This is a genomic window from Rhodopseudomonas sp. P2A-2r, assembly GCF_026015985.1.
GTDB lineage: Bacteria > Pseudomonadota > Alphaproteobacteria > Rhizobiales > Xanthobacteraceae > Tardiphaga.
The window spans coordinates 5727983-5741909 of record NZ_CP110389.1 but is presented as its reverse complement, the minus strand read 5'-3'; the positions used below and the strand labels follow the sequence as shown (position 1 = coordinate 5741909).

Here is a 13927-nt window from a genome sequence, read left to right as displayed (position 1 = left end):
ACTTCGTTAACCCTCTGGCAACCACGATGGCGCACCAATGGGGATCATCTGCCCGCAGGACCGCCCATGATCTCCCGTGAACAGCGCACCCCCTTCAGCGAGTGGTGGTGGACCGTGGACCGCCTGCTGCTGGCGGCGATCATCGCGCTGATGCTGGCGGGCGTCATCCTGTCGCTGGCGGCCTCGCCGCCGGTGGCGACAAGGATCGGGCTTGACCCGTTTCACTTCTTCAACCGCCACGTCCTGTTCCTGATCCCGTCCTTCATCGTGCTGATCGCCGTCTCGTTCCTGTCGCCGCGGCAGATCCGGCGCGGCGCGCTGATCATCTTCGCGATCTCCGTCGTGCTGATCGTCGCGACGTTGCTGATCGGTCCCGAGGTCAAGGGTGCCAAGCGTTGGATCACCATTCTCGGCGTCAACATCCAGGCCTCGGAGTCCGCCAAGCCGTCCTTCGTCGTCGTCGCCGCCTGGCTGTTCTCGGAGTCCGCGCGCAAGCCGGACATGCCGGCGACATCGATGGCGGTGGTGTTGCTGCTGATGCTGGTGTCGCTGCTGGTGCTGGAGCCGGACTTCGGCCAGACCATGCTGATCCTGATGGTGTGGGGCTCGCTGTTCTTTATCGCGGGGATGCGGATGGTCTGGGTGTTCGGCCTGGCGGCCACTGCTGCCGGCGGCCTGTTCACCGCCTACCTGTTCGTCCCGCATGTCGCCGGCCGCATCAAGCGCTTCATGGATCCGGCCTCCGGCGACACCTTCCAGGTCGACACCGCGATGGAGGCCTTCGGTAACGGCGGCTGGTTCGGCCTCGGCCCGGGCGAAGGCATCGCCAAGCGCAGCCTGCCGGACAGCCACACCGACTTCGTGTTCGCGGTCGGCGCCGAGGAGTTCGGCATTCTGCTGTGTCTGGCGTTGCTGGCGCTCTACGCATTCATCGTGATCCGCGCGCTGTCGCGCGCTTATGCGACCGAGGATCTGTTCACGCGCTTTGCGGCGTCGGGCCTGGCGATCCTGTTCGGCGTGCAGGCGTCCATCAACATGGCGGTCAACCTGCATCTCATTCCCGCCAAGGGCATGACGCTGCCGTTCTTGTCCTATGGCGGCTCCTCGATGATTTCGCTCGCCTACAGCGTCGGCATGCTGCTGGCGCTGACGCGGATGCGGCCACGCACGGAGGTGGAGTCGATCAGCGACGCCAACGCCGCGCCCACCTACGCCTGATGTTCCCATGAGCGACGCGCCCCTCATCCTGCTCGCCGCCGGCGGCACCGGCGGCCACCTGTTTCCGGCGGAGGCGCTCGGCGTGGCGCTGATGAAGCGCGGGCTGAGGGTGCGCCTCGTCACCGACTCGCGCGCGCTGAAATACAGCGGTCTGTTCACCCGCGACACGATCGACGTGGTGCCGAGCGAGACGCTGCGCGGCCGCAACCCGATCGCACTGGCGCGTACCGGAATCATGCTCGCCGCCGGCACAGCCATGGCGCTCAACCTGATGCGCCGGGTGAAGCCCGCCGCGGTGATCGGCTTCGGCGGCTACCCGACGCTGCCGCCGCTGTTCGCCGCACGGCTGTTCGGCGTGCCCACCGTCATCCACGATTCCAACGCGGTGATGGGGCGCGCCAACCGCCTGCTGTCCGGCCATGTCAGTGCCATCGCCACCTCGCTGCCCGGCGTGCTCGACCGCGATCCCGAATTGTCGAAGAAGACCACCACGACGGGCACGCCGATGCGCCCGGCGATTCTCGCCGCCGCGGCCGTGCCCTATGCGGTGCCGGATCTCACCGGGCCGTTGCGCCTGCTGGTGGTCGGCGGCAGCCAGGGCGCGCGCATCATGGCGGACATCGTGCCGCCGGCCATCGAGAAGCTCGAACCGGCGCTGTGGCACCGGCTGGTGCTGACCCAGCAGGTTCGCGACGAGGACATGGCGCGGGTCCGCGCGGTCTATGACCGCCTGAAGATCAAGGTCGAGCTGGCGCCGTTCTTCAGCGACCTGCCGGCGCGGCTCGCCGCCAGCCATCTGGTGGTGTCGCGCTCGGGCGCCGGTACCGTGGCCGAGCTCGGGGCCATCGGCCGGCCCTCGATCCTGGTGCCGCTGCCCGGCGCGCTGGATCAGGACCAGTTCGCCAATGCCGGCGTGCTGGTCGATGCCGGCGGCGCGTTGCGTATCGCGCAGCCGGATTTCACCCCGGATCGCCTTGCCGCGGAAATTTCGGCGCTGGCCGCCGAACCGGCGCGGCTCACCGCCATGGCGAAGGGAGCGCGCACCGTCGGCAAGCTCGACGCCGCCGATCGCCTCGCCGATCTGGTGGCAAAGGTCGCGGGGATCTGAAAAGAACTCGTCGTTCCGGGTTCGGTCGGGCCGCGCCCTCGCGCCCCGGAACGACGGCGGTTGGCCGGTGAGCTATAGTCGCACCTTCTCCACCAGATAATCCAGCAGCGCCCGCACCCGCGCGGGCAACTGACCGCCGTGGCCGACGAACACGGCATGGACAGGCTCGATATCGCCGGGATTGAAATCCTCGAGCACGAGCGCCAGCCGACCGCCCGCGATATCGTCCTCGACATGGAAGCGTGTCAGCCGGGCGATGCCCATGCCTGCGAGCGCCAGGTGCTGCATCGCTTCGCCGTCGCTGACCAGTGCATTGCCCGACGGAATCACGGTGATCGTCCTGCCGTCCCGCTCCCTGAACGGCCAGCCGTTCTTCCATTTGCTAAAGCCGAAATCGAGCAGGTTGTGTCCGGCAAGATCGTCCGGCGTGTTCGGCACGCCGCGCTCGGCGAGATAAGCGGGCGAGGCGACGACGACCATCCGGCTGTCGCCGAGCTTTCGCGCGAGCAGGCGCGACTCGCGCATGGCGCCGACGCGAATGGCGACATCGGCTCGCTGCTCCAGCAGATCCACCACGGTGTCGGTCAGCGTCACCTCGACTTTGATATCGGGATAGCGGCGGGCGAAATCCGGCAGCAGCGGCAGCAGCCGGTGCAGCCCGAACGGCACGCTGGTGTTGACGCGCAGCAAGCCGCTCGGCGTCGCCCCGACCGCCGCCTCGCGCTCCGCGGTGGCCATCTCGTCGAGGATGCGCGTCGCATGCTTATAGAACGCGCTGCCTTCCGGCGTCAGCTGCAGTTTGCGGGTCGAGCGGTTGATCAGGCGGACGCCGAGCCGGGCCTCAAGCCGCGAGATCAGCTTGCTGACCGCCGAAGGCGACATTCGGAAGGCCCGGGCGGCTGCGGAGAAGCCGCCGAGTTCAACCACCCGTGCAAAAACCTCCATCTCGCCGGACCGGTTGACGTCAAGGCGTGCCATGGTGATTTCAATTCATAAATGTTGTTCCAACAACGTGTCTAACTCATGAATGACATTCGGTCCAGTTTACATGCAGGAGCATGTTGCTCCGCAGCACATTGGAACCCGTCATGCCTCTCGCACTTTATGCGCTTACCGCCGGCGCCTTCGGAATCGGCGTCACCGAATTCGTCATCATGGGATTGCTGATCGAAGTCGGCGGTGACCTCCACGTGTCGATTCCGGCCGCGGGGCTGCTGATCTCCGGCTACGCGCTGGGCGTGGTGCTCGGCGCCCCCATCATGACCGTCGCCACCAGCCGCTGGCAGCGCAAGACCGTGCTGCTGGTGCTGATGGGCATCTTCACGGCGGGCAACCTCGCCTGCGCCCTGGCGCCGGATTACTGGAGCCTGATGGCGGCGCGGGTGGTGACCGCCTTCGCCCACGGCACCTTCTTCGGCGTCGGCTCGGTGGTGGCCACCAGCCTGGTGGCGGCGAACAAGAAGGCATCGGCGATATCCATCATGTTCGCAGGCCTGACGGTCGCCACCATTCTCGGCGTGCCGTTCGGCACCTGGCTCGGACAGGCCTATGGCTGGCGCGCCACCTTTTCGCGGTGACGTTGGTCGGACTGGCCGCCCTGACCGCGGTGGCGTTGCTGGTGCCGCCCGTCAAGGCGCCGCAAGAGCAAAGTAAGCTGTCGGATGATCTGGCGGTTCTGGTTCGGCCGCAGGTGCTGCTGGCGTTCCTGACGACGATTCTCGGCTGGATCGGCATCTTCGCGCTGTTCACCTACGTTGCCCCGATCCTGACCCGCATCTCCGGCTTTAGCGACGCCGCGGTGTCGCCGATCCTGCTGGTGTTCGGCGCCGGCGCCATTGTCGGCAACCTGCTGGGCGGCCGCTTCGCCGACCGCTGGCCGGCCGGCAGCGTGTTCGGCAGCCTGCTGCTGGTCGCTGCGGTGCTGGCCTCCATCAGCCTTGCCGCCCACAACCAGGTCGCCGTCGTCATCGCCATTGCGCTGCTTGGCGCCGCAGCCTTCGCCACCGCCGCGCCGCTGCAGATGGCAGTGCTGCACAAGGCCGAGGGCGCCGGGCAAAGCCTCGCTTCCAGCTTCAACATTGCCGCGTTCAATCTTGGCAATGCCATCGGCGCTTGGCTCGGGGGTGCGGTGATCGCCCATGGCGGGCTGAATGCGGTACCTTGGGTGGCCGCCATCGCGCCGCTGGCGGGAGTCGCGGTGGCCGTTCTGGCCAACCGCATGGACGGCGCGCCAGTGCCGCGTCCCGCCGCGGCCGAGTAGGGGCTGCCATCACAAAAGGGGCCGAAATCCGGCCGATCCCGCTGGGAAATCGACATTTAAGTGTCATGGCCGGGCTTGTCCCGGTCATCCCTGTCTTGCATGAAGGAGGCAGATTCGCAGACGTTGGCCCCGCTCGGGTCACGACGCACAGAGACGAGAGCCCCCATGAGACTGCCCCGCGAGATCGGCCCCATCCACTTCGTCGGGATCGGCGGCATCGGCATGAGCGGCATTGCCGAAGTGCTGTGCAACCTCGGCTACACGGTGCAGGGCTCCGACGCTTCGGAAAGCGCCAACGTCAACCGGCTCAGGGAAAAGGGCATCAAAGTCACCGTCGGCCACAAGGCCGACAACGTTGCCGGTGCCGATGTGCTGGTGGTCTCCACCGCCATCAAGCGCGACAATCCAGAACTGCTGGCGGCCCGCGCCCAGCGCATCCCGGTGGTGCGCCGCGCCGAGATGCTGGCCGAACTGATGCGGCTGAAAAGCTGCGTGGCTATCGCCGGCACTCACGGCAAGACCACGACCACCTCGATGGTGGCCGCCTTGCTCGATGCCGGTGAACTCGATCCCACCGTGATCAACGGCGGCATCATCAACGCCTACGGCACCAATGCGCGGCTCGGCGCCGGCGACTGGATGGTGGTGGAGGCCGACGAGAGCGACGGCACCTTCCTCAAGCTGCCCGCCGACGTCGCCATCGTGACCAACGTCGATCCCGAACATCTCGATCACTTCGGCACCTTCGAAGCGGTGCAGGACGCGTTCCGCCACTTCGTCGAGAACGTGCCGTTCTACGGCTTTGCGGTGATGTGCATCGACCATCCGGTGGTGCAGACCCTGGTCGGCAAGATCGAGGATCGCCGCATCATCACCTACGGCACCAATCCGCAGGCCGACGTGCGGCTGCTCGACCTGCATCCGGCCAATGGCGGCTCCGCCTTCAGGGTGGCGTTCCGCGACCGCAAGGCCGGGACATCCCATGAGATCGCCGATCTGGTGCTGCCGATGCCCGGCCGCCACAACGCGCTCAACGCCACCGCCGCCATCGCCGTCGCCCATGAGCTCGGCCTCACCGATGACATGATCCGCAAGGCGCTGGCCGGCTTCGGCGGCGTCAAGCGCCGCTTCACCAGGACCGGCGAGTGGAAAGGCGTCACCATCATCGACGATTACGGCCACCATCCGGTGGAGATCTCGGCGGTGCTGCGGGCGGCGCGGGAATCCACCGAAGGCAAGGTCATCGCCGTGGTGCAGCCGCATCGCTTCACCCGCCTGCAGTCGCTTTTCGAGGAATTCTGCACCTGCTTCAACGACGCCGACACGGTGGTGGTCGCCGAAGTCTATCCGGCCGGCGAGGCGCCGATCGAAGGCATCGATCGCGATCACTTCGTGCTCGGCCTGCGCGCCCACGGTCACCGCCAGGTGATCCCGCTGCAGGAATCCGCGGCGCTCGCGGGCCTGATCGCCGGCGTCGCCAAACCCGGCGACACCGTGGTCTGCCTCGGCGCCGGCAACATCACGCAGTGGGCTTACGCGCTGCCGGGCGAGCTGAAGGCGTTGGGGTAACGACTGCGATGGTCGACGCGCTCTCCACACGCGCAGTCGCGCCCCTCTCCCCGGGCGCAGCGAAGCTGCGTCTGGCGGGAGAGGGTGGGGAGAGGGGGCGCCACACGCTCCGTCGCCCGCGGCTCCCCTCTCCCGTCTTCGCTTCGCGAAGCCACCCTCCCCGCAGGGGGAGGGGACCCAAACATGACCAGCTTACCGGGCAGCATGACCTTTCCCGACCTCAGCGCCGACTTGAAATCCGCCATGCCCGAGCTTCGCGGTCGGCTGCTGGCGAATGAATCGCTGGCGCCGCTGACCTGGTTTCGCGTCGGCGGCCCGGCGCAAGTCCTGTTCACGCCTGCGGATGAGGACGATCTCGCATACTTCCTGTCGCGGCTGCCGATGGACATTCCGGTCACCGTGGTCGGCGTCGGCTCCAATCTGATCGTGCGCGACGGCGGCATTGCCGGCGTGGTGATCCGCCTCAGCCCGCGCGGTTTTGGCGCGACGACGGCAGAGAACGACATCGTCAGCGCCGGCACCGCTGCGTTGGACAAGCGCGTGGCGGAGACCGCGGCGGCCGCCAATATCAGCGGTCTCGAATTCTACTTCGGAATTCCCGGCTCGATCGGCGGTGCGCTGCGCATGAATGCCGGCGCCAATGGCGGCGAGACGAAGGACGTGCTGATCGAGGCCACCGGCATCGGCCGCGACGGGACGAAACACGTGTTCAACAACGCCGCGATGCAGTTCGTGTATCGCAACAGTGGCGTCGACCCGTCCATCATCTTCACCTCTGCAAAATTCCGCGGCGTGCTCACTGAGTCTTCGATGATCCGCGCCAAGATGGATGCGGTGCAGGCGCATCGCGAGACCGCGCAGCCGATCCGTGAAAAGACCGGCGGCTCGACCTTCAAGAATCCGCCCGGCCACAGCGCCTGGAAGCTGGTCGACGCCGCCGGCTGCCGCGGACTGCGCGTCGGCGGCGCGCAGGTGTCGGAAATGCACTGCAATTTCCTGATCAACACCGGCGATGCCACCGCCGCCGACATCGAGACGCTAGGCGAGACCGTGCGCGCGCGGGTACTGGCGCAATCCGGCATCGACCTGCACTGGGAAATCAAGCGCATAGGGGTCGTGTAGTGTTGTTCCTCACCTCTCCGCGTTGGGGAGAGGTGAGGAGGCTACTTCGCAGCAGGCGCCACTGCTGGCGCGGGCTCGACCGGCGCCACCACATCGCTCAGCGCCAGCAGCCGCTGCAACGGTGCCGGCGATACCTGGAACGTGCCTTGGAACGGATGTTCCTGCAGCGCGATCAGCCCGAGTGCGACGATGGCGGCGGTGCCGAACACCGTGAGAGCGGCGAGCATCGCGCGCGGTCGTTCGAGATGCACGAGCGCCAGTCCCACCTGGGTCATGACGCCGAGGATCAGCACCGAAATCCACTTGATGTCGTTGGTGCGGTCGGACGACAGGCTGAGCCGGTCACCGCGCGCGGTGCCGACGCGGACCGCTGCGCTCAGCAACGCGGCATGAATCGCGCCGCTGGCGTCCTTGGTGATGGCGGGGTCGCTGACCTCGCGCAGCAGCGTGTCATAGGCGGCACGGGTCTTCGCCGAACTGCCGGCCTCGACCATCTCCGGCCATTCTTCCTGCACCGCGGAGCGGGCGTAGTCCTTGAGCGCCACGCGGATGGTTCGCATGTCGGTCACCGACGCCACGCTCAGCGTATAGATGTTGCGCAATTCGCCGGCCTCGGTCTGCACCGCGCGCAGCGCCTGGCGGTTGCGGTCGCCGATGTCGTTGGCGAGAAAGCTGGTCAGCAGTCCGAACAGGATCGCCAGGCAGGAAAAGAACGGCGCCACCACCCCGGTCAGGGACTGGATGCGGCCGCGGAGCGGCGAGCGGAACGTCACGCCGGCCAGCGCCAGCGCCGTGCCATAGTAAAGCGTGCAGAGCGCGGCGAAAATGCCCAGCGTGGGCAGGTCGAGCCAGGCCTTGAGCATCGATCGGGTCTCTCCCGCTTGGGACAATGGGGCAGGGTCGCGTTGCGGACGCAAATCAGCAATATCTGACTCGTGCCCGGGAATGCTATTGGCCGACGGGCATGGCTGGGGCTGAATCGGGGCATCGATCGATGACGGAACGGGATGAATCAATGCGGATCACGATTCTGTTCGGCGGTCTGAACAAGGAGCGGCTGGTCTCGGTGGCCACCGCGCAGGCGCTGCACGCGGCGCTGCCGGAAGCCGAGCTGTGGTTCTGGGACGCAGACGACCGCGTCTACGCCACCCGACCGGAAACACTGCTCGGTCATGCGCGTCCGTTCGAAGATCCGTTCAAGCCCGCCTGCGCCAGCATTGGGCTGCTGGCGCAGGCGCTCGACCAGGCGAAGGCGGAAAATCGCGTGCTGGTGCTCGGCCTGCATGGCGGGATGGCCGAGAATGGCGAGTTGCAGGCGATGTGCGAGATGCGCGGCATCCCGTTCACGGGCTCCGGCTCGGCGTCGTCGAACCTCGCTTTCGACAAGGTGGCGGCCAAGCGCTTTGCCGCCATCGCCGGCGTCACCGTCGCGCCCGGCGTGGCGCTCGACCAGATCGACGAGGCTTTCGCCGCGCACGGCCGGCTGATCGCCAAGCCGGCCCGGGACGGTTCGAGCTTCGGCCTGATCTTCGTCAATGCGAGCCAGGATCTGGTCGCGGTGCGCCGGGCGGCGAAGATCGAGGAGTATGTGATCGAGCCGTTCGTCGCCGGTGTCGAGGCCACCTGCGGCGTACTGGAGCAGGCAGACGGTTCGCTGATCGCGCTGCCGCCGATCGAGATCATCCCGGCGGATGGCGGCTTCGACTATCATTCGAAATATCTCGCCTCGGCGACGCAGGAAATCTGCCCCGGCCGGTTCAGCCCAGAGATCAGCGCCGTCATAATGGATTTCTCGGTCAGGGCGCACCGAGCGATGTCGTGCCGCGGCTATTCGCGGTCGGATTTCATCGTGTCGGCCAATGGCCCAGTCTATCTCGAAACCAACACCCTGCCGGGCCTGACCAAGGCCTCGCTCTACCCCAAGGAGCTGAGAGTCCAGGGCATCAGCTTTGTCGATTTCCTGCACGGCCAGATTGCAATCGCGACGAAGCGGGTGGGGTGACCTACTGGGCTGTCGTCGCCCGCGAAAGCGGGCGACCCAGTATTCCGAGACGCCGGCGACGATGCTGATATGCCGCCGCTTACTGGGTCACCCGCTTTCGCGGGTGACGACACCCGGCACGGCGGCCCCCGGTTCCATCCGACTCATCCGCAACACTCCGGCTAAAGTCTTCTGAAACCGCATCTAATCATGTGCTGCCCCGGGCAACTTTACACTTTGTTTACCAGGAAGTCCGAAGGTTAACGCTGGCGGCGCATGTGGCGCTTGGCTGCCGGTGCGCGAGCCGTGCGGAGTTCCGCGACGACTCATGCAGCGACATTCGGGACATCACCTGGGCCATAGCCCGCAGCGGATGCGGGCATAACATGTAACGAGCGCGTGCAATGGATGGTGGAGGACGCCTCTCTCGATCGGTGAGATCGCTGGGGCCCCAAACTGACCTGAGATTGGCTGCCATTGGCGCGGCCATACTGCTGCGCGAGCAGCTGGCGCCGCTTGCCGATTTTCTTGCCCGTTGTTCTGCCCGTTTCCGGGCTCCGAAGCGCGTCGTGCGCGAACAGAGCCCGAACAAATACATCGCGCTGCTCGAGCGCTACGTTCCGCGCCGCGTCGGCATCGCCGCGACCATCCTGATGCTGCTCGGCAGCGTCGGCTTCGGCGTGGTCAGGGGCAACCATCTCGACGAACTCATTGCCACGCTGAGCGATGCCCGCAATGCCGCGGCCAACGCCGCCGGCTTCCGCATCGCTTCGGTGACGCTCAACGGCCGCAAGCAGCTGACCCAGGACGAAATCCTCGCCATCGGCGGCGTCAACGGCCGCTCGTCGCTGCTGTTTCTCGATGCCGCCACGGTGCGCGACCGGCTCAAGGCCAATCCGTGGATCGCCGAAGCCAACGTGCTGAAGCTGTATCCAGACCGGTTGCAGATCGACGTCACCGAACGTTCCGCCTTTGCGCTGTGGCAGCAGGACGGCCGCCTCGCAGTGGTCGCCGACGATGGCGCCGTGCTGGAGACCTACGTGTCGCGCCGTTTCACCTCGCTGCCGCTGGTGGTGGGCAAGGGCGCCGACACCCGCGCCAGGGATTTTCTCGCCTTGCTGGATCGCTATCCGCAGGTGCGCTCGGTGACCAAGGCCGCGATCTTCGTCGGCGAACGGCGCTGGAATCTGCGGCTCAAGGATGGCCTCGACATCAGGCTTCCGGAAAACGACGTCGGCAACGCGCTCGCGATGCTGAGCAAGCTCGACAAGGAAGACCGTTTGTTTTCGAAAGACATCGTGGCCATCGACATGCGGCTGCCTGACCGGCTGACCGTGCGGCTGTCGGAAGATGCCGCCAAGGCCCGCGACGATCTGTTCAACAAGGCCAACGCCGCCAAGAAGAAGGCTGGCGCCGCATGACCACGCTCGATCGCAACCAGGCGCCGAAAACCCGCGCGATGGCGACCAACCGCACCGCGCTGGTTGCCTCGCTGGATATCGGCACCAGCAAGATCGCCTGCATGATCGCACGGCTGAAGCCCTGCGCGCCCAACGAGGCGCTGCGCGGCCGCAGCCATGCGGTGGAATTGATCGGCTACAGCCAGATCCAGTCGCGCGGCGTCAAGTCCGGCGCGGTGGTCGATCTCGGCGAATGCGAACAGGCCGTGCGCCAGGCTGTGGCGCTGGCCGAAAAGATGGCCAAGGTCCGGGTTGAATCGGTTTTGCTGTCGGTCTCGGCCGGCCGGCTGCAGGGTCAATTGATCGAAGCCTGCGCCGACATCAAGGGCGGCGCGGTCACCGCCGCCGATGTCAGCCGCGTCACCTCGGCCGGCATGCATCATGCCACGCCACCCGGCCGCACCGTGCTGCACGCGCTGCCGGTCGGCTATCAGCTCGATGGCGTCAAAGGCATTCGCGATCCCCGGGGCATGGTGGCGCGGCAGTTCGGCGTCGACATGAACGTCGTCACCGCCGACGCCACCGTCGCCAAGAACCTGATGCTGGTGGTCGAGCGCTGCCATCTCAATGTCGAGGCCATGGCGGCGAGTCCCTATGTTGCAGGTCTTGCTGTCCTGACCGACGACGAGGCCGATCTCGGCGCCGCCGTCGTCGAGATGGGGGCCGGCACCACCACCATCGCCACCTATTCCAGCGGGCGCTTCGTTCATGCGTCAGGTTTTGCGGTCGGCGGGCAACACATCACCATGGATCTGGCGCGCGGTTTAGGTGCGACGATTGCGGATGCCGAGCGAATCAAGACGTTATATGGCACCGTGCTGACGGGCGGCTCCGATGCGCGCGAACTGCTGTCCGTGCCGTCGGCAGGCGACAATGACCGCGACACGCCGCAGGTCGTATCCCGCGCCACAATCGCCAACATCGTCCGGCAGCGCGCCGAGGAGATTTTTGAAATGGTCAGGGACCGACTCGCGGATTCCCCTTTGCGGCAGAGCCGCGGGCGCGGGTTGTGTTGTCGGGCGGCGCTTCGCAGCTCACCGGACTGGTCGATCTCGCCACCCAGATTCTCGGCCGTCCGGTTCGCATCGGCCGTCCGCTCGGTTTCGGCCGGCTGCCGACCGAGGCCAAGAGCGCATCCTTCGCAGTGCCCGCCGGGCTCCTAGTCTATCCGCAATTCGCTCATCTTGAACATGTCGAACCGCGGCATACGCGGCAGCTCAAGACAGGGACCGACGGCTATTTCGGAAAGGTCGGACGATGGCTTCGCGAGGGTTTCTGATGAAATTTTGCCGACCCTTCCTTTTTCCTTCCTTCGCGCTTTCGGCCTCCGGCCGCGGGCATGACCAGACAACGCGCGCGTAATCGAGAGGCAATCACATGACACTTAATCTTACCCCCGGATATCGCCGAGCTGAAGCCCCGCATCACCGTGTTCGGCGTCGGCGGCGCCGGCGGCAATGCCGTCAACAACATGATCACCGCCGGTCTGATGGGCGTCGATTTCGTCGTCGCCAACACCGACGCGCAGGCGCTCACCATGTCGAAGGCCCAGCGCATCGTGCAGATGGGCACGGTCGTGACCCAGGGCCTCGGTGCCGGTTCGCAGCCTGATGTCGGCGCCGCCGCCGCGCAGGAAGTCATTGACGAGATTCGCGATCACCTCTCGGGTGCGAACATGGTGTTCGTGACCTGCGGCATGGGCGGCGGCACCGGCACCGGCGCAGCTCCCGTGATCGCCAAGACCGCGCGCGACATGGGCATCCTCACCGTCGGCGTGGTCACCAAGCCGTTCCACTTCGAAGGCCAGCGCCGCATGCGCACCGCCGAGGCCGGCATTGCCGAGCTGCACAAGGTGGTCGACACGCTGCTGATCATTCCGAACCAGAACCTGTTCCGGGTCGCTAACGAGAAGACCACCTTCGCCGACGCCTTCGCGATGGCCGACCAGGTGCTGTACTCGGGCGTCGCCTGCATCACCGACCTGATGGTCAAGGAAGGCCTGATCAACCTCGACTTCGCCGACGTCCGCGCCGTGATGCGTGAAATGGGCAAGGCGATGATGGGCACCGGCGAGGCCACCGGCGAGAAGCGCGCGCTGACCGCCGCCGAAGCCGCCATCGCCAACCCGCTGATCGACGATTCCTCGATGAAGGGCGCCCGTGGCCTGCTGATCTCGATCACCGGCGGCAAGGACCTGACTTTGTTCGAGGTCGACGAAGCTGCCACCCGCATCCGCGAGGAAGTCGATCAGGACGCCAACATCATTGTCGGCGCGACCTTCGACGAGACCCTCGATGGCGTGATCCGCGTCTCCGTGGTCGCCACCGGCATCGACCAGACACTGCTGGCCCGCAATGCCGCGGGTCCGGCTGCTGCCGCAACCGCTGCGGTCGCTGCGCCGGGCGCCCCGGACAACCGTCTGGCCGAGCTCACTGCACGCCTGCGCGCCGACAACCAGCGCGCCGTCGCGACCACCGCGCAGAAGACCGATGCACCACGTCCGGCTGCACCGGCTCCCGCTCCTGAACAGCGCCCGGCCGCCAGCAACCATGAACGTGCAGCCCTGGCAGCGATCGCCGCCGCGGTTGCACCCGAGGCCAACCGGCCGGTCGCTCAGGTCTCGTCCCAGCCAGCCTCCTACGGTGACGTGACGGTGCGCCCGATCGCGCAGAAGCCGTCGCTGTTCCCGGAGCGCGAAGCGCCGCGCGCGGAAGCGCCGGAGCCTGCCGTTCCCGAGCAGTTCATCCCGCAGCCCGCCGAACGTGCCCCGGTGCGCGCGCCGCGGATGCCGAAGTTCGACGAATTGCCGATGACCGCGCAGAACGAGATTCGCCAGTCCCGCGGCGAATCGGACGAGGATCATCCGCAGAAGGTCCGGATGTCGCTGCTGCAGCGCTTGGCCAATGTCGGTCTCGGTCGTCGCGACGACGAATCCGAGCCGCCGCTGGCCGGCCGCGCCGCGGCTCCTGCCATGGCCCCGATGCCGCCGCTGCCGGAACGCAAGCCGCAGCGCAGCGTCGCTGAGCAGATGGGCCAGGATCCGGTATCGGAATATGCCCGACGCCCCGCGCCGCAGGGCCTCGACAGCCACGGCCGTCCGGCACCTGTTGCTCCGGCGCCACAGGGTGACGACCATCTCGATATCCCGGCCTTCCTGCGCCGCCAGTCGAACTGAGATTTGTTACAATCGTGACGACCGCGAGGTCCCG

The 13927-nt window shown here is 66.7% G+C and carries 9 protein-coding genes and 3 pseudogenes; 10 read left to right on the top strand and 2 right to left on the bottom strand.

Translation table 11 applies throughout. The annotated features are described in order from the left end of the window. The first annotated feature begins 66 nt into the window (after positions 1–66). Entirely contained in the window at positions 67–1218 is a 1152-nt protein-coding gene (ftsW, locus tag ONR75_RS27720; RefSeq protein WP_265080072.1) for a putative lipid II flippase FtsW, read from the top strand. 7 nt (positions 1219–1225) lie between these two features. After that, positions 1226–2326, top strand: coding sequence for an undecaprenyldiphospho-muramoylpentapeptide beta-N-acetylglucosaminyltransferase (gene murG / locus ONR75_RS27715; protein WP_265080071.1), 1101 nt, complete (start codon positions 1226–1228; stop codon positions 2324–2326). Positions 2327–2398: 72 nt separating this feature from the next. On the opposite strand, the gene ONR75_RS27710 is transcribed toward murG, so the two are convergent. Continuing rightward, on the bottom strand, positions 2399–3304 hold the full coding sequence (locus ONR75_RS27710; RefSeq protein ID WP_265080070.1) for a LysR family transcriptional regulator: 906 nt from the start codon (positions 3302–3304) through the stop codon (positions 2399–2401). A 110-nt stretch (positions 3305–3414) separates the two neighbouring features. On the opposite strand from ONR75_RS27710, the pseudogene ONR75_RS27705 reads away from it, so the two are divergent. The 3 genes and pseudogenes from ONR75_RS27705 (at position 3415) to murB (ending at position 7277) form a co-directional block, all read left to right on the top strand. Further along, positions 3415–4586 (top strand): annotated as a pseudogene (locus tag ONR75_RS27705) (MFS transporter). Between the two features lie 165 nt (positions 4587–4751). Next, on the top strand, positions 4752–6155 hold the full coding sequence (murC, locus tag ONR75_RS27700) for a UDP-N-acetylmuramate--L-alanine ligase (protein WP_265080069.1): 1404 nt from the start codon (positions 4752–4754) through the stop codon (positions 6153–6155). A gap of 204 nt (positions 6156–6359) precedes the next feature. Beyond that, complete coding sequence (gene murB / locus ONR75_RS27695; RefSeq protein ID WP_265083823.1) at positions 6360–7277, top strand: UDP-N-acetylmuramate dehydrogenase; 918 nt, start codon at positions 6360–6362, stop codon at positions 7275–7277. Between the two features lie 41 nt (positions 7278–7318). Here the strand turns inward: murB and ONR75_RS27690 are convergent, their stop codons facing one another. Next, complete coding sequence (locus ONR75_RS27690) at positions 7319–8140, bottom strand: DUF4239 domain-containing protein (protein ID WP_265080068.1); 822 nt, start codon at positions 8138–8140, stop codon at positions 7319–7321. A gap of 152 nt (positions 8141–8292) precedes the next feature. On the opposite strand from ONR75_RS27690, the gene ONR75_RS27685 reads away from it, so the two are divergent. From ONR75_RS27685 to ftsZ, 5 genes and pseudogenes are all read left to right on the top strand, one after another. Next, positions 8293–9279, top strand: a complete 987-nt coding sequence (locus tag ONR75_RS27685; protein WP_265080067.1) for a D-alanine--D-alanine ligase — start codon at positions 8293–8295, stop codon at positions 9277–9279. Between the two features lie 164 nt (positions 9280–9443). Next, positions 9444–9696, top strand: a pseudogene (locus ONR75_RS27680) (D-alanine--D-alanine ligase); the annotation flags it as partial. Then, positions 9663–10679, top strand: a complete 1017-nt coding sequence (locus ONR75_RS27675; protein WP_265080066.1) for a cell division protein FtsQ/DivIB — start codon at positions 9663–9665, stop codon at positions 10677–10679. The pseudogene ONR75_RS27680 and the gene ONR75_RS27675, both read left to right, overlap by 34 nt. Continuing rightward, positions 10676–11997, top strand: a pseudogene (gene ftsA, locus ONR75_RS27670) (cell division protein FtsA). Before ONR75_RS27675 ends, ftsA begins: the two are co-directional and overlap by 4 nt. Positions 11998–12147: 150 nt before the next feature. Then, positions 12148–13893, top strand: a complete 1746-nt coding sequence (ftsZ, locus tag ONR75_RS27665) for a cell division protein FtsZ (RefSeq protein ID WP_413776397.1) — start codon at positions 12148–12150, stop codon at positions 13891–13893. Positions 13894–13927: the final 34 nt, after the last annotated feature.

Bases quoted from the DNA above. Each gene is read 5' to 3' on its own strand.
- ftsW (WP_265080072.1), top strand. From the start codon at position 67: ATGATCTCCCGTGAACAGCGCACCCCCTTCAGCGAGTGGTGGTGGACC.
- murG (WP_265080071.1), top strand. From the start codon at position 1,226: ATGAGCGACGCGCCCCTCATCCTGCTCGCCGCCGGCGGCACCGGCGGC.
- ONR75_RS27710 (WP_265080070.1), bottom strand. From the start codon at position 3,304: ATGGCACGCCTTGACGTCAACCGGTCCGGCGAGATGGAGGTTTTTGCA.
- murC (WP_265080069.1), top strand. From the start codon at position 4,752: ATGAGACTGCCCCGCGAGATCGGCCCCATCCACTTCGTCGGGATCGGC.
- murB (WP_265083823.1), top strand. From the start codon at position 6,360: ATGACCTTTCCCGACCTCAGCGCCGACTTGAAATCCGCCATGCCCGAG.
- ONR75_RS27690 (WP_265080068.1), bottom strand. From the start codon at position 8,140: ATGCTCAAGGCCTGGCTCGACCTGCCCACGCTGGGCATTTTCGCCGCG.
- ONR75_RS27685 (WP_265080067.1), top strand. From the start codon at position 8,293: ATGCGGATCACGATTCTGTTCGGCGGTCTGAACAAGGAGCGGCTGGTC.
- ONR75_RS27675 (WP_265080066.1), top strand. From the start codon at position 9,663: ATGGATGGTGGAGGACGCCTCTCTCGATCGGTGAGATCGCTGGGGCCC.